The organism is Meridianimaribacter sp. CL38 (genome assembly GCF_004328055.1).
Taxonomy (GTDB): domain Bacteria; phylum Bacteroidota; class Bacteroidia; order Flavobacteriales; family Flavobacteriaceae; genus Gaetbulibacter_B; species Gaetbulibacter_B jejuensis.
In genome coordinates this window covers 344,392-359,653 of sequence record NZ_QKWS01000004.1, presented here as the reverse complement: position 1 = coordinate 359,653, position 15,262 = coordinate 344,392, and the positions used below count along the sequence as shown (strand labels likewise).

The following is a 15,262-nucleotide window of genomic DNA, read 5'->3' as shown; positions in this document are numbered from 1 at the left end:
AAAGCCCTGAGAAATCAGGGCTTTTTTTATTGTAAAGTAGTAATTAAATCTTCAAGCGATAGCTGCTGCTGTTCGCCATTAGCCATATTTTTAAGTGTAAATGTATTGCTACTCATTTCAGACTCACCAACAAGCACAACGTAAGGTACTGCTCTTTTGTTGGCATAGTTCATTTGCTTTTTCATTTTAGCAGCATCAGGATACAACTCTGCATTAATACCATGAGCTCTTAATGCTTTTATTGCTTTTAAACAGGTTAACGCTTCAGCTTCTCCAAAATTAATACAAAGCACTTTTATACTTTCTGATATAGTTTCAGGAAATAAATTAAGTTCTTCAAGTACCAGATAAATTCTATCTAAACCAAAACTAATGCCTACTCCACTCACATCTTTAAGTCCAAATATTCCGGTAAGGTCGTCGTATCTTCCTCCTCCACCAATAGAACCCATCTTTACACCTTCTGGAGCTGACACTTCAAAAATAGCTCCTGTGTAATAGTTAAGTCCTCTTGCTAAAGTAACGTCTAATTGCAAGTTGGCAGTTTGTAATTTTAATTCTGAAATTGCTGTATTGATAAACTCCAGTTCTTCAATACCTCTTTTACCTTCTTCAGAAACCGAAAGAATAGCTTTTAGTGCTACAATTTGTTCTGAGAAATCACCTTGCAATTCAAAAAGCGGTTGTAGTTTTTCAATACCTTCTTTAGAAATACCTTTACTAAGCATTTCTTCTTTTACTTTCTCCTCTCCTATTTTATCGAGTTTATCTAGAGCTACCGTAAAATCAATGAGTTTATCTTGCGCACCAATAACCTCTGCAATACCTGAAAGTATTTTACGGTTATTGATTTTTATAGTCACTCCTTCTAGCTTTAAAGCCGAAAATACTGCATCATATAATTGTACAAACTCCACTTCTTGCCAAAGAGATTGCGATCCAACAACATCAGCATCGCATTGGTAAAACTCTCTAAAACGTCCTTTTTGCGGTCTATCTGCTCTCCAAACTGGTTGCATTTGGTAGCGCTTAAACGGAAAGTCAATTTCGTTTTGGTGCTGTACTACATAACGTGCAAATGGCACTGTAAGGTCATAACGAAGGGCTTTTTCGGAGATATAAGGTGTAAGTTTATTAGAATCTTTATCTAAATAATATTTATTATCAACCTTTGACAAATAATCCCCAGAATTCAAAATCTTAAAAATCAATCGGTCTCCTTCATCACCATATTTACCCATTAAGGTGTCAGAGTTTTCAAAACTTGGTGTTTCAATAGGTTGAAACCCGAAGTGCTGAAACTGTGCTTTTATAGTGTCAAAAATATAATTGCGTTTTGCTACCTCTATTGGGTTAAAATCTCTTGTGCCTTTTGGTATACTAGGTTTTTGTGCCATAATATGTCCTACGAAAGTGGGAATCTCTTTTAGTGAAACTTTATAATTATTATTGTCATTTAGAGCACAATCATCTAATTCTACCTTATAATTTAGTATCTGCTTGCGTAAACAAACTCTTCGACAGGCTCAGTGTGACAGATGAAATCCATGTAAATTCATTTCATTCAGCACAAAAATATTATATTTTTATAGGCAATGCCAAGTTATTTCAAATTTATAGTAACTTTATTGTGCTTTTGTAGTCTTATACTATAACATAACCTTTTACATGATATCTTAATTTATGTTTTCACTCGCTAAAGAGAATATAAAAATTGCTTTTGACTCTATAAGAACCCAGTTACTACGTACTATTTTAACTATACTTATTATTGGTATTGGCATTATGGCTTTGGTAGGTATTTTAAGCAGTGTATCGGCTTTAGAGAATACTATTTCTAGTGATTTTTCTTCAATGGGAGCCAACACATTTAACTTACAACGTTACGAGTTTAACGCACAACGACAAAGTGGTGGCGAACGTCAAAAAATAAACCCTATTATTAGTTATAGAGATGTAAAAGCGTTTGAAGATGCTTATGATTTCCCTTACACTAGAACGTCTATTTCATTTTTTGGTACTTCAACTGCAGAAGCAAAACACGAAAACTTAAAAACCGATCCTGAAGTAGCGGTTTTAGGTGTTAATGAACATTACATCCAAAATTCGGGTCTTGAAATAGAAAAAGGAAGAGCTTTAAATTACTTTGATGTGCACAACAATAACAACGTATGTGTTATTGGTAGCGATTTAGAAAAAGCCCTATTAAGCGATGTTAACCCTATTAATAAAACCATAAGCGTTAGAGGTGCAAAATTTAAGGTGATAGGTGTGCTAAAATCTAAAGGGTCTACATTTGGAAACAACCAAGACTTACGAATGCTCATACCATTACAAAAAGCAAGAAGTATATTTACTAGCCCTAATATTAATTACGGTTTAAGCGTTAAAGTTGACAAAAAAGATTTCTTACAAGGTGCACAAGACGAAGCCATCTTATTGTTTAGAAACATTAGAGGTCTTAATCCTATTGAAGAGAATAACTTTGGAATAGAGCGTAGCGATGACCTTATTAATCGTATTGGTGAAATGACCAAATACCTTTACTTGGCTGCTTGGATTATAAGTATTGTTACCATTTTTGGGTCATCAATAGCACTAATGAATATTTTATTTGTTTCGGTTTCTGAGCGTACTCGTGAAATTGGAGTTAGAAAAGCTTTAGGTGCTAAACGAAAAACAATAGCGTTTCAATTTTTTATGGAAGCTATTATCATTGGACAACTAGGTGGTATTTTAGGTATTATTCTAGGTACGTGTATTGGGTTGATAGTAGCAACAGTAGCTAAATTTCAATTTGCTATACCTTGGTTAGCGATGTTTAGTGCATTCACTATTGCATTTGTTGTAGCTATAGTTTCAGGATTACTACCAGCTGTTAAAGCAGCAAAACTGGATCCTGTAGAGTCTTTGAGGTATGAATAATTTTTAACTGTTAGCTGTTAGCTGTTAGCTGTTAGCTGTTAGCTGTTAGCTGTTAGCTGTTAGCTGTTAGCTGTTAGCTGTTAGCTGTTAGCTGAAAAATAAAGAAATCTATTTACTTCTTTATTAGGTTCTCGAAATATCTATATAAATCACCTTTAGTAATTACGCCTCCTTGTTGAATTAATTTAAATTTATCTAAGGCTTTGTCTTCAGTATAAGTCTTTTTTGCAGTGAGTAACTCAACATCATCAGACAAGAGGTTGTTTCTAAACCAGTCAAAACCTTCGCTTGTTGTTAAGTCGGTTGTTTCATTTTTAATTTTAATAGCAATTAGTTCCATTTCATTCTCTTTAAGATGAAACAAATGCATTTGTTGAGGCGATATATGTTCTAGATAATTAACTTTAGTCAACACACCTTCCCAAACCAAATCACTAAACACATCTAACTCTTGTTCGGCAACTTCAGGTTTATTAACCTTTATGTCTGCCCATTCATCTGCAGTGATAGATTGGGTTGCTAAAAAGTTTATAAACTCTTTATGGAGTTCTTCAAATTGTTCTTTAGTAAGTCTAGCGTATTTCATTGCTAATGTTTTTTGTAATTAAAAAGCCCCAACATAGTTGAGGCTTTTAAAGATATTATTTTGAATATTAAGCTTCTGCTACAACTTCAAACGGTAAATCTACAGTTACGTCTCTATGAAGTCTGATTACAGCTTCGTATTGACCTAAACGCTTGATGTTACCACCATTGATAGAAATGTATTTCTTTTCAATAGCATGTCCTTGGTTATTTAAAGCATTAGCAAGGTCTATATTAGTAATAGAACCAAATAATTTATCACCAGCAGTTGCACCAGCACCAGCTTTAGCAGCGATTTTAATTTCTAACCCTTTAAGTAACTCTGCAGTTTTGTTAGCTTCTTCAATAATTGACTTTTCTTTGAAAGCTCTTTGCTTTAAAGTTTCAGCTAATACTTTTTTAGCTGAAGCTGTTGCCATAACAGCATGTCCTTGAGGAATCAAAAAGTTTCTACCATAACCGTTCTTAACTGTTACAATATCGTCTTTAAATCCTAAATTTTCAACGTCTTGTTTTAATATAAGTTCCATAGTTATGTTATTTTATTTTAATAAATCTGCTACATAAGGCATCAACGCAAGGTGACGCGCTCTTTTTACTGCTACAGATACTTTTCTTTGGTATTTTAAAGAAGTTCCTGTTAAACGTCTTGGTAATAACTTACCTTGTTCGTTTACAAAACTTAATAAGAAATCTGGATCTTTATAATCGATGTATTTAATTCCAGACTTTTTAAAACGACAATATTTTTTCGTTTTAGAGGTATCTATATTTAATGGAGTTAAATATCTAATTTCTCCATCTTTTTTTCCTTTTGCTTGTTGTTCAATTGAAGACATAATTTACGCTTTTTGTTTGTTTCTAGTTCTTCTCTTTTCAGCCCAAGCAATAGCATGCTTGTCTAATTTCACTGTTAAATAACGCATAAAACGCTCATCACGTCTAAATTCTAATTCTAACGGAGAAATTACTTCGCCATCTACAGTGTACTCAAATAAGTGGTAAAATCCACTTTTTTTGTTTTGAATTGGGTAAGCTAATTTTTTTAAGCCCCAATCTTCTTTGGCTATCATCTTCGCTCCTTTAGAAACAAGAAAATCTTCGTATTTCTGTACTGTTTCCTTTATCTGAGTCTCAGATAAAACGGGATTTAAGATGAAAACAGTTTCATAATGGTTCATATAAATATAATTTTATAATTAAAAATGGGTGCAAAAATAACTATTATTTCTAATTCTGGCAACATTTTTGAAAGGAAAAATACAGTTATTGCAATAGTGTTAAAATTTTGTTAAAAGAAACACTTTACCGATGTTTTTTGGTTTTTATCCGAATTTTTCGTACTATTGTCGATATCTTAACCTAAAATATAATAATGTTATGACTTTAAATTGTGTAGTAGTTGATGATTCTGCAATCCAACGATTATCTATTGTAAAGTTAATTGAGAACCACTCCTCACTTAACCTTATTGCAGAATATAGTAGTGCTTTAGAAACAAAAAACGGATTAAATACTCATAAGGTAGACCTTATCTTTTTAGATATTGAAATGCCTGTTTTAAATGGTTTTGAACTTTTAGACGTACTTAACAACAAACCCCAAATTATTTTCGTTACAGGAAAAACAGAATACGCATTTAAGGCTTTCAATTATGATGCTACCGATTATCTGCAAAAACCAATCACTAGAGAACGTTTTAACACTTCTGTTGAAAAAGCATTAGAACAGCATAAATTAAAGCTAGATTTTAATGAAACTGATGGCGAGCACATCTTTGTTAAAAGTAACCTTAAAAAACGTAAGGTATACATTAAAGATATAAAATGGATTGAAGCTCTTGGTGACTATGTAAAATTAGTAACCGAAGAAAATAGCTTAGTAGTATTATCTACAATGAAAGCTTTTGAAAAAGAACTACCTGAAGGTAAGTTTTTAAGAATTCATAAATCGTATATCGTAAATCTTGACAAAGTAGACCGATTTAACAGTAAGAATGTTGAAGTTGGAGCTTATGAAATTCCTTTAAGTAGAAATAAAAAGACACAACTTGTTGATGCGTTAAACAACATTTAAACTTTAATAATTATCGACATTTAAAACTACTCTTACAGGTCTAAAATCTTTAACACTTTGGAAGCTATTATTAATTTTAATAATAGCTTCTTTAGTTTTTGAAAGAGACTGTTTTGGTGGTATTTTCACCAAAATATTTTTATGATATAAATTTCTAATCCTAGATACAGGAGGAAACTCAGGTCCTAACACATTATCTCTAAAAACTTGTCGTAATGATTTTGTATACCAGTCTGCTGCAAAATTGACTTTATTAAAATCTCTATGCTTCAGTGTAATTTTAATAAGCCTATACAATGGTGGATATTTATAATTATGCCTATCATTCATTTGCTCATTAAACATCTCCACGTAATTATTGGTAGAGACTTGCTGTAAAATACGATGATAAGGATTATAGGTTTGAATAAGTACTTTTCCTCGCTTATCGGTTCTTCCTGCTCTACCTGCAACTTGTAGCATTAATTGAAAACTACGTTCATGCGCTCTAAAATCAGGAAAATTAAGCATATTATCAGCATTCATGATTCCTACAAGCTTTACATTTCTAAAATCCAATCCTTTGGTAAGCATTTGTGTTCCTACCAAAATATCTATTTCCTGTTGCTCTAAAGCTGTAATAATTTTTTCATAACCATATTTTCCTCTGGTTGTATCCAAATCCATACGAGCTACTTTATGGTTAGGAAACAACGCTTTCACCTCCTCCTCTACTTGCTCAGTGCCAAATCCTTTACTATCAATTTCTACACTTCCACAAGCTTGACATTGCTGTTGCATTGCCATGTGATAGCCACAGTAATGACAACGTAATTCATTTTTATATTGGTGAAAGGTTAAACTCACGTCACAATTTGGACATTGTGGTGAATGCCCACAGGTATTACACTCAACAATTGGAGAAAACCCTCTTCGGTTTTGAAACAATATAATTTGATGACCTTCTTCAAGCGTTTCGGTCATTTCTTCAATCATTCTATCACTAAAATGACCATTCATACGCTTTCTTTTGTGCTTATCTTTAATATCGATTAGCTCAACATCTGGCATCATCACATTATTGTAACGCTGATTCAGCTCTACAAAACCATACTTATTTTGCATTGCATTGTAATAGCTCTCCAGACTTGGTGTTGCTGAACCTAGAAGTGTTTTTGCTTTAAACATGTTTGCCAAAACAATAGCTGTATCTCTTGCATGATACCTTGGCGCAGGATCAAATTGTTTATAGGATTGCTCGTGTTCTTCATCTACGATAATTAATCCTAGATTATGAAATGGTAGCAATACCGAAGACCGAGCTCCTAAAATTACTTGTGCTTTTGGTGAATTGTCTAACATATTATTCCACACCTCAACACGCTCGTTAACCGAATACTTGGAGTGAAATACCGATACTTGTTCGCCAAAATAGTTTTGCAGTCTATTTACCAGTTGGGTTGTTAAAGCAATTTCTGGCAACAAATACAATACTTGTTTGTTTTGTTTTAAAACCTCTTCAATGAGCTTGACATAAATTTCAGTTTTACCTGAAGAAGTTACACCATGCAACAGTGTTATATTTTGGTTTTGAAAAGACTCTTCTATTTGCTCTAACGCTTTTTCCTGATGTTCGTTTAATTGTTTTGAACTTTCATTTTCTTCACCTTCATATTGCACTCTATCGGTTTGAATAAAATACTCTTCAAGAATACCTTTATCAATTAAAGCTTTTACAATAGTTGAAGACGCGCCACTTTGATTGGTTAAATCTGAAACTTTAACTGGCTTTTTGGTTTGTGCAGAAATTGAAAACAAGGCTAACACAACTTCTTTTTGTTTGTGCGCTCTTCCTAATTCTTCTAACAAATTTTGAAGTGCTTTCTCTGAAGAAAAACTAGAATGCAATTTTACATAACGAACTAGTTTAGGCTTGTACTTTTCATAAATTTCTTCTTCAACAGTAATTGCATTTTTTTCGAGTAAACGCTTTATAACAGGAAGTACATTTTTTTTATCTAAAATAGACATCAAATCCTGAATCTTTAATGATGACTGATGGTGTAAAGCCTCATAAACCAAAAACTCATCGTCTTTTAAGTCTTCATCATTAACAATCCTATCTTTATTTTTTGTGATTATAGTTTCACTTTCCAACAAAAATGCACTTGGTAATGCTGCACGCATAACTTCACCTACCGAACACATATAATATCTAGAAATCCAATGCCAATGTTGTAATTGAGTTTGCATAACTACAGGTGTTTCATCGAGTATTTGATGAATGTCTTTAGCCTCATAAACCACTGGAGCAATATTGTGAACACTATGCACTATAGCTGTGTAAATTTTAGATTTACCAAAAGGCACAGACACACGCATACCAGGTTTTAAAAAATTGGCTTCGGCTTCAGTAATACTATACGTAAATAGTTTTTCTAAAGGAATTGGAAGTATGACGTCTATAAAATTTGGCATAAGCCAAAGGTAAACTGTTTACACAAAAAAACCATCTCAAATTGAAATGGTTTTTTTACTCTACTAAAGTATTGACATTTACTTACTAGTCCTTTAACTAATTTCACACACAAACTTTATTGCATTATCTTTAAAAAAAAGCGACTTAATTCCCCTTCTTATTATCGATTTTAAATAACTTTTTTAGCGAAGAGGTGTCTTTCTTTTTCTCTATTACTTGCTCTGAAGTTACTTTGGTTTTTACAGTTCCTGTTGCACTTCTTCTTCCTCTTGCAGAATTTTTATTATCATTAGTACTCTCATTAGTTTTTATAACATTAGGAACACTAGCCGAAGTGCCTCCTGACTTTTTATGTGCCAAGGCTCTTAAAACTGCAATTTTAGTATCAAAATCTCCTGAATATAATTGATCATAAATAGCAATTGCATCTGTAAATTTGTTTTGTTCTTCATATATCCAAGCCAATAGCAGCAACTCATTTCTTGTAGATTTTACATTCGCTTTATATGGATTTACATCTAAACTTCTATTAATATCTGCTGCGGCTTCTTGTAAATTACCTAATTTAAATTGTAATTGCGCACGCATGAAATAAGATATAGAGTTTGGAGTTAAAGCAACTTGTTGATTGTAGGCTTCTAAATCAGTTTCTTTAGTATGTTCTCTAGCGATAAACATTTTACTAACACGCAAGCTTTCTAAAAACTCAAAATAAGTATTGCAACTATAAATTAATTCGTACTCTAAAGCTAAAACTAATTCCTTTCTTGCTAACTGACCTTTGTAAAATTTATGATTAGGGTCTTCTTCAACTATTTGTGCATCAATTTGAGCTGCATACTTAGTTAATGTTTCTCTAAAACATGTTTTATATGTATTTTCGGTAAGTCTTCGTTTTAAATTTTCTTGCTCAATGCAATGACACATATCATCTTTAAAAGCTGCTTTGTAAGATTGTGCATAAATACCATTAACGCTTAATAAGAAAAAGCATACCATCAAACTAAATTGTTGAATTGTAAAGTATAATCTACTCCTTTTCATCTTCCTCTTCTTTTGTGCCAACAAAGTAAGTCTTGATGGTAATTCCACAATACTTCAATGCTTTTTTTGCCTTGTTTAAATTAAGTGTCGCTTTGGCTTGTCGCATAAATGGTGCATCACTGATATCATCTATTAAATCAGGTACAATTTGTAAAAGACTATCCACATCTTGTTCTGCGTGTTCAACAAGTTCATCTTCAATCTCAGCAGGAATTTCAACTCCTGCATTAACCAAACTGTCATAAACAAAAACTTTATGATACAGCTCAAATGTATTGTTTACAAACGCATCAACACTCTCTACCTTAGAAGCTCTTTTTGGTGGTTTGATTCGTTTTTGAGACCAACTAAGCATTGGCAATAAAAAAACAAACACAAGGCATAGGGCTATTCTATTTTTAAAACTTACTTTTTTCATAAGAAACTGTTTTTACTGTTTTATAATGCGTTTGGTGTAAACTCCTGATTTATTTGATAGCTTTAAAATGTAGACCCCAGAATTAAAACTTGATACGTCTAGATTATTCCTGTAGTTTAATAATTGCTCAGCTTTGATAAGCTTTCCATTAATATCAAATAATTGTAATGCAAAGTCTTGATGAGTTGTATTTTCAATCGTTAATTCATCTGTAGCAGGAATTGGATATATATTTATTTCTTCAAAAGCCACTTCTTCATCACTCAACGTAAGACAATCTGGATACGTTCTTCTATCTCTTGTTGAATTCACCCAAGACCCAAACAAGTAGGATTGAGTTATCATTTCTATTGGGTTTCCTTCTTCATCATTTGTAATTAACTCTCTACTGTTCGTTTCATAACTAGATGAAGCGGTATTCCAGTCTGATTTTAGAGTTTCTATCAAAAAGTGATTAGCGTCATAAGTAAATACTTCTAAAACATCATTTACCCATTGTTCGCCTTCCCAATCTTCAAGTGTAGATTGAGTTGCTAATTGATTTGTGTCATAAACATAAGTTTGTCGGCTTCGATGTACCCAATCGTCTTCAACAATATCCCAATCGTAATATAGAATGTTATCAATCCGCTCAAAATTATTATACTGAATAACATTTCTACCTGTATTAACATAAGTATCTGTTGCACTCACATAATCTTGATAAATTACTTCGTAAGTCATCGCTTGGGTATCATATTCTTCAATAATTACCTCCACTAAAACCCATGCTTCATTTTGCCATTCGTAGTTTTGTGTTGTGGTTAAATTTTCAGAATTATATATATATGTAGTACGCAATTCATTTTCCCACGAATTGCTTTCAACATTCCAAAGCTCATTTATATTTTCTAATGGTTCATGGTTTCCATTATAGGTTATTGTTAATCTTGAACTATCAACAAACACACCTGAACCAAAATCTAGAACCTGAGACTCTACTAGTGTTGGCATACAATTTTCGTTAAAAGTGTACTCTATATTTGAAAAATGTAACCAACTACCACCATTCCAAATGTCAATATCCCAAGTTTCTGGAATATTGAAAATTTGCTCTTGAGCATTAGAATAGATACTTAAAAAAAGTAGCGTAAAAAATAACTTTAACTTCATGAAATTGCCTTTAAAAATGAATTAACACCTAAAGCAAATACTTATTTCGGCAAAAACCCATAACCAACTTATTATCGTTAGCTTTGAGTATATTAACGTAAAAACAGCCGGTTTTTCTGACAAGAAATTGCTACTTTTAACCAGCTATTAGTTAACTATTAAAATGAAAAATAGTTTATTCTTATTCTTTTTAATGCTTTCATCATTTTGTGTTTCTCAAAACAAAATGCTTGATTCGTTAGAAACTGTTATAAACAACTACAAACAAGAAGATACTACTTACGTAAATTTAAGATTGAAATTTGCCGCAAGAAAAATGTATTTAACACCATCAGACACTAGTTGGTTAGGATACAATTTAAAGACTTTAAAAATCTCAAAACAAAACAACTATACAAAAGGAATAGCTGTATCTTACAACAACATAGGTATTATTCAGCATTATTTTTTATCAAATCCAGTAAACGCTTTAAACTACTATCAAAATGCTTACGCATTAATTGAAAACAACCCTAAACTTCAAAAATATGCAGTTGGAGTACTAACTAATATTGGCCTCATTAATTACGAACAACAAGAATACGACAAGGCATTGAAGAGTTTTAAAACGCTACTCCATTTCCCAGAAAACAAAGCCAATACATTTTTTAACATTGGGAATATTTATGGTCAAACAAAAGAGCTCGATTCGTCCATTTACAATTATAAAAAAGCTATCATAGAAGCCAAAAAAAGCAACTCTAGCAACCTATTGATAGCTAATACCAAAAGCAATTTAGGTTTAGTACAAACTAATGCTGGATACTTAGAAGAAGGCTTAAAAAACACTATAGAAAGTTTAAACATAATTGAGCAACATAATCTAGAGATTTTAAAAGTAGCTGCTTATACTAATGCTGCAGAAGTATACCTTAAAAACAATGCTATAGAAAAAGCCGAACATTATGCCACAAACAGCTTAAAGCTAAATGAAGCCTTAAATAGCTTAGCTACAAAAAATAGTGCTTTAGGCACTCTTGCAAATGTTTATGAAATAAAAGGCGATTATAAAAACGCACTAACAACATACAAACAACATATTATTTTAAGAGACAGTCTTATTAATGCCGATAGAAAACTTGAAATTTCGCGAAAGGAAATTCAATTTGAAGCTGACAAAGACCGAGCAATTGCGCAAGTTGAAATTGAACGTCAAAAGTCAATAAAAAATGCATCAATAATTGGTGGTAGTGCTTTTATAGCAATTTCTCTTATCGGTTTTATGCTTTATAAACGTAAGCAAGAAGCAGTTTCAAAATCTAAAGAAGCTGAGTTTAATGCTAAGGTTTCTGACACTGAATTGAAGGCGTTACGCTCGCAGATGAATCCGCATTTTATTTTCAATTCCCTAAACTCTATTGGAGATTATATTTTAAAAAACGACACGCAGTCTGCTAGTGATTACCTGAGTAAATTTGCTAAACTAATGCGTTTGACCTTAGAAAACTCAGAAAAAAAAGAGATTTTATTAAGTGAAGATATTTCTCTTTTAAAAACTTATATGGATATTGAGCGTAAGCGGTTTCAAAATAAATTTAATTACACAATACAAGTTGACGAAAGCATAGAAACTGACGAAATTTTGGTTCCTCCCATGATTCTTCAGCCATTTATTGAAAACAGTATTATACACGGTTTATCACAAATTGAAGAACCTGGAAATATAACCATCAGCTTTAAAAAAGAAAACAATATGCTTATTTGCAGTGTTGATGACAATGGTGTTGGTAGACAAACTATTGAACGTAATATACCAACTAAAAAATCGTTAGGAATGACTATTACCAAAAGTAGAATTGAAATCATCAATAAACTAAAGAACACTAATGGAGATGTAAAAATTATAGACAAAGAAAAAGGCACAAGAATAGAAGTGTCTCTACCAATACATCTTGCCTACTAAAACATGATAAAAACAATAATAATAGACGACGAAGCACATTGCGTTGAGAGGGTTTTGAGCCTTATTAATAGACACCCAAATACTTTTAATGTACTTGCAATATGCAATACTGTTGAAGAAGCATTAGAAGTTGTTACTAAAATGGAACCAGACTTGGTGTTTTTAGACATTAAAATTCATGATAAAACAGGCTTTGATTTTCTTAAAGGTATGAGTAAGATTAATTTCAAGGTAATTTTCACAACTGCATTTGACAATTATGCTATTAAAGCATTTAAGTTTAGTGCATTTGATTATTTATTAAAACCTATAGATGCTGATGATTTTAACGATGCTGTGAATAGACTAAAAACTAGTTTACAAGAAAGTAATATTGAACATCAAATTCAAAATTTATTTAAAAACCTAAAACAAGATCAAAAAAAAGTTATAACAATTCCAACGCTATCAGGCTTTGAAACTCTAAAAGTAGAAGACATTATACATCTAGAAGCAGACACGAGCTACACACATATTTTTACTAGCGAAGGCAAAACTATGGTTTCTAAACCAATTAAGTTTTACGAAGATTTACTGGAAGACAATTCATTTTTTAAAACCCATAAATCTCACTTAATTAACCTAGAACATGTAAAAAAATACTACAAAGGCAAACAAAGTTATGTTGTAATGTCTAACAATTCAAAAGTACCCATTTCTGTAAGACGAAAAGAAGAATTTTTAAAACACTTTAGTTAATCATTTTTAATGTTGTACTTTCTCAATACATGTAGAGAAGCATTAAGTTCATAACCTAATAATAAAATATTGGAGTTTAACCATAAGTACAATAACAGTATTAACAAAGCTCCAATAGAACCATAGAGTTCATTGTATTGCGAAAAGTTATTTATGTAAATACCAAAAAGGTAAGACGTTGATATTATTAATAAAGTGGTTAATAATGCGCCTATCGAGAAGAAACGAGATTTTCTACCTTCTTTAGTTCCAAAATAGTACAAAGTAGCTGTTGCTAAATACACCATTAAAACAAAAAACATGTATTTTGCAAATACAATCCATCCCAAACCTGAGTCACTCTCTAAGACATCTTTTCCTGTAATGCCTTGGTATATGGGCTGTATCACATAAATTTGAAAGTATCCAAACACTGCAACGGTTAGCAATACTAAAAATGCTAAGATTAAAGCAATCCCTAGTGCGTAGAGGTATTGCTGAAACACATTTCTTGTGAGTTGTTCATGATAAGAATTTTCAAAACCAGAAAACACTGCATTTACGCCATTTGCCATTAGTAACATAGACAATAAAAAAACCGATGACAATAAACCTGCTCCTCCACTTCCGCTAATGTTTTCAAAAATATTTGAGAAGAAAAAATCTGATGTTTGAGGAGGTAAAAACGAATTTAGAAACTGCTCAAACTTAATTTGAAAATCGTCAATAGGAATGTATGGAATTACAATAATGACAAACAGTAAAAACGGGAAAATAGCGGTAAAAAAACTAAAAGCAATTGCACTTGCTCTTGTTGTTAGAGCACCTTTAACAATTCCCATAAAGTAAAGTTCCATTAAATCATAAACAGATAAGCCTTCAAGACCTGGCAATTTTATCTGTTTAAAAAACCTAACAACCAGGTTGATTACTGGCAACTTTTCAAGTTTATCTTCAATGGGTTTGGTCACGTATTGCTATTTAAGATTATTATCTTACTCTACTGCTTTTAAACTTAAATCCATGTTATAAACTGAGTGCGTCAATGCGCCTGATGAAATATAATTAACACCACAAAGTGCATATTGCCTAACAGTTTTCTCGTTAATACCACCAGAAGATTCTGTTAAACATTTATCTCCTATTAGCTTTACAGCTTTTTTAGTGTCTTCAAAATTAAAGTTGTCAATCAAAATTCGGTAAACGCCATCACTTTGCAAGATTTCTTTAATTTCATCAAGATTTCTAGCTTCAACAATTATTTTTAAATCTCTTCCTGTGTCTTGTAAATATTGCTTGGTTTTTTCTATAGCTTTAGTAATTCCTCCTGCAAAATCAATATGGTTATCCTTAAGCATAATCATGTCATAAAGAGCAAACCTATGGTTTTCGCCTCCACCAATTTTTACAGCCCATTTTTCAAGAGCTCTAATTCCTGGTGTAGTTTTTCGAGTATCTAAAATTTTGGTTCCTGTACCTTCAAGTAAGTCTACAAACTGTTTTGTTTTGGTTGCAATAGCACTCATACGTTGCATAGAATTAAGCACAAGTCGCTCAGCCTTTAAAATAGATTGCGAAGACCCTTCAACATAAAACACAATGTCTCCCTTTTTTACATTACGACCATCGTTGATAAACGTTTGCACTTTTAAGTTTTTATCTACATGCTTAAATATAAGTTTCGCAAACTCTACACCAGCTATTATCCCATTATCTTTCACCAATAGTTTAGCTTTTCCTTTAGCTGTAAGTGGAATACATGCTAGTGAGCTATGGTCACCATCACCAACATCTTCTCTTATGGCATTTGCAATTATTAAATCTATTTCGTTATTGAATTGTGCTTCGGAAATCATGATTTTAGTATTTAATGTAAAAATAGCAATAGATTTTCGAATTACGAATTATGATTGCTTATTTAAAGCATCAAAAATTGTAAATTTGG

The 15,262-nt window shown here is 31.9% G+C and carries 15 protein-coding genes; 4 read left to right on the top strand and 11 right to left on the bottom strand.

Translation table 11 applies throughout. From position 1 onward, the window contains the following. Positions 1-26: 26 nt before the first annotated feature. The gene (gene hisS / locus DMZ43_RS11920) at positions 27-1,397 is read right to left on the bottom strand and encodes a histidine--tRNA ligase (RefSeq protein ID WP_131508511.1); all 1,371 of its coding nucleotides are present in this window, start codon (positions 1,395-1,397) and stop codon (positions 27-29) included. Between the two features lie 286 nt (positions 1,398-1,683). Here hisS and DMZ43_RS11915 point away from each other — a divergent pair, with 286 nt between their 5' ends. Next, the gene (locus tag DMZ43_RS11915; protein WP_129761358.1) at positions 1,684-2,925 is read left to right on the top strand and encodes an ABC transporter permease; all 1,242 of its coding nucleotides are present in this window, start codon (positions 1,684-1,686) and stop codon (positions 2,923-2,925) included. A 112-nt stretch (positions 2,926-3,037) separates the two neighbouring features. On the opposite strand, the gene DMZ43_RS11910 is transcribed toward DMZ43_RS11915, so the two are convergent. The 4 genes from DMZ43_RS11910 to rpsF form a co-directional block, all read right to left on the bottom strand. Then, entirely contained in the window at positions 3,038-3,511 is a 474-nt protein-coding gene (locus DMZ43_RS11910) for a DUF6495 family protein (RefSeq protein ID WP_131508509.1), read from the bottom strand. A 67-nt stretch (positions 3,512-3,578) separates the two neighbouring features. Then, on the bottom strand, positions 3,579-4,040 hold the full coding sequence (rplI, locus tag DMZ43_RS11905; RefSeq protein ID WP_129761356.1) for a 50S ribosomal protein L9: 462 nt from the start codon (positions 4,038-4,040) through the stop codon (positions 3,579-3,581). 12 nt (positions 4,041-4,052) lie between these two features. Beyond that, positions 4,053-4,352, bottom strand: coding sequence for a 30S ribosomal protein S18 (gene rpsR, locus DMZ43_RS11900; protein WP_187347862.1), 300 nt, complete (start codon positions 4,350-4,352; stop codon positions 4,053-4,055). Then, positions 4,353-4,691, bottom strand: coding sequence for a 30S ribosomal protein S6 (gene rpsF, locus DMZ43_RS11895; RefSeq protein WP_129761354.1), 339 nt, complete (start codon positions 4,689-4,691; stop codon positions 4,353-4,355). A gap of 199 nt (positions 4,692-4,890) precedes the next feature. On the opposite strand from rpsF, the gene DMZ43_RS11890 reads away from it, so the two are divergent. Continuing rightward, positions 4,891-5,586, top strand: coding sequence for a LytTR family DNA-binding domain-containing protein (locus tag DMZ43_RS11890; protein WP_129761353.1), 696 nt, complete (start codon positions 4,891-4,893; stop codon positions 5,584-5,586). A 3-nt stretch (positions 5,587-5,589) separates the two neighbouring features. Here DMZ43_RS11890 and priA read toward each other — a convergent pair whose 3' ends face one another. The 4 genes from priA to DMZ43_RS11870 form a co-directional block, all read right to left on the bottom strand. Next, positions 5,590-8,043 carry a primosomal protein N' gene (gene priA, locus DMZ43_RS11885; protein WP_131508507.1) on the bottom strand — a complete coding sequence of 818 codons (2,454 nt, stop codon included), beginning with the start codon at positions 8,041-8,043 and terminating at the stop codon, positions 5,590-5,592. Between the two features lie 145 nt (positions 8,044-8,188). After that, positions 8,189-9,088: a tetratricopeptide repeat protein gene (locus tag DMZ43_RS11880; protein WP_131508505.1), complete on the bottom strand. Its 900-nt coding sequence runs from the start codon at positions 9,086-9,088 to the stop codon at positions 8,189-8,191. Further along, positions 9,075-9,506 carry a hypothetical protein gene (locus DMZ43_RS11875; RefSeq protein WP_131508503.1) on the bottom strand — a complete coding sequence of 144 codons (432 nt, stop codon included), beginning with the start codon at positions 9,504-9,506 and terminating at the stop codon, positions 9,075-9,077. Before DMZ43_RS11875 ends, DMZ43_RS11880 begins: the two co-directional genes overlap by 14 nt. A 12-nt stretch (positions 9,507-9,518) precedes the next feature. Next, complete coding sequence (locus tag DMZ43_RS11870) at positions 9,519-10,658, bottom strand: T9SS type A sorting domain-containing protein (RefSeq protein WP_131508501.1); 1,140 nt, start codon at positions 10,656-10,658, stop codon at positions 9,519-9,521. A gap of 163 nt (positions 10,659-10,821) precedes the next feature. Between DMZ43_RS11870 and DMZ43_RS11865 the strand changes: the two genes are divergently transcribed. Together DMZ43_RS11865 and DMZ43_RS11860 are read left to right on the top strand one after the other, a co-directional pair. Next, on the top strand, positions 10,822-12,600 hold the full coding sequence (locus DMZ43_RS11865; protein WP_131508499.1) for a histidine kinase: 1,779 nt from the start codon (positions 10,822-10,824) through the stop codon (positions 12,598-12,600). Between the two features lie 3 nt (positions 12,601-12,603). Next, on the top strand, positions 12,604-13,338 hold the full coding sequence (locus DMZ43_RS11860) for a LytTR family DNA-binding domain-containing protein (RefSeq protein ID WP_131508497.1): 735 nt from the start codon (positions 12,604-12,606) through the stop codon (positions 13,336-13,338). Here DMZ43_RS11860 and DMZ43_RS11855 read toward each other — a convergent pair. Both DMZ43_RS11855 and nadC read right to left on the bottom strand, forming a co-directional pair. Further along, the gene (locus DMZ43_RS11855; RefSeq protein WP_131508495.1) at positions 13,335-14,288 is read right to left on the bottom strand and encodes a YihY/virulence factor BrkB family protein; all 954 of its coding nucleotides are present in this window, start codon (positions 14,286-14,288) and stop codon (positions 13,335-13,337) included. The two genes, DMZ43_RS11860 and DMZ43_RS11855, sit on opposite strands and share 4 nt — an antisense overlap. A gap of 24 nt (positions 14,289-14,312) precedes the next feature. Continuing rightward, positions 14,313-15,173 carry a carboxylating nicotinate-nucleotide diphosphorylase gene (gene nadC / locus DMZ43_RS11850; RefSeq protein WP_131508493.1) on the bottom strand — a complete coding sequence of 287 codons (861 nt, stop codon included), beginning with the start codon at positions 15,171-15,173 and terminating at the stop codon, positions 14,313-14,315. Between the last annotated feature and the right edge of the window lie 89 nt (positions 15,174-15,262).

Excerpts from the sequence above, each read along its gene's own strand:
- rplI (WP_129761356.1), bottom strand. The coding sequence starts at position 4,040 with ATGGAACTTATATTAAAACAAGACGTTGAAAATTTAGGATTTAAAGAC.
- rpsF (WP_129761354.1), bottom strand. The coding sequence starts at position 4,691 with ATGAACCATTATGAAACTGTTTTCATCTTAAATCCCGTTTTATCTGAG.
- DMZ43_RS11910 (WP_131508509.1), bottom strand. The coding sequence starts at position 3,511 with ATGAAATACGCTAGACTTACTAAAGAACAATTTGAAGAACTCCATAAA.
- DMZ43_RS11860 (WP_131508497.1), top strand. The coding sequence starts at position 12,604 with ATGATAAAAACAATAATAATAGACGACGAAGCACATTGCGTTGAGAGG.
- DMZ43_RS11890 (WP_129761353.1), top strand. The coding sequence starts at position 4,891 with ATGACTTTAAATTGTGTAGTAGTTGATGATTCTGCAATCCAACGATTA.
- nadC (WP_131508493.1), bottom strand. The coding sequence starts at position 15,173 with ATGATTTCCGAAGCACAATTCAATAACGAAATAGATTTAATAATTGCA.
- DMZ43_RS11870 (WP_131508501.1), bottom strand. The coding sequence starts at position 10,658 with ATGAAGTTAAAGTTATTTTTTACGCTACTTTTTTTAAGTATCTATTCT.
- hisS (WP_131508511.1), bottom strand. The coding sequence starts at position 1,397 with ATGGCACAAAAACCTAGTATACCAAAAGGCACAAGAGATTTTAACCCA.
- DMZ43_RS11875 (WP_131508503.1), bottom strand. The coding sequence starts at position 9,506 with ATGAAAAAAGTAAGTTTTAAAAATAGAATAGCCCTATGCCTTGTGTTT.
- DMZ43_RS11865 (WP_131508499.1), top strand. The coding sequence starts at position 10,822 with ATGAAAAATAGTTTATTCTTATTCTTTTTAATGCTTTCATCATTTTGT.
- DMZ43_RS11915 (WP_129761358.1), top strand. The coding sequence starts at position 1,684 with ATGTTTTCACTCGCTAAAGAGAATATAAAAATTGCTTTTGACTCTATA.
- DMZ43_RS11880 (WP_131508505.1), bottom strand. The coding sequence starts at position 9,088 with ATGAAAAGGAGTAGATTATACTTTACAATTCAACAATTTAGTTTGATG.
- priA (WP_131508507.1), bottom strand. The coding sequence starts at position 8,043 with ATGCCAAATTTTATAGACGTCATACTTCCAATTCCTTTAGAAAAACTA.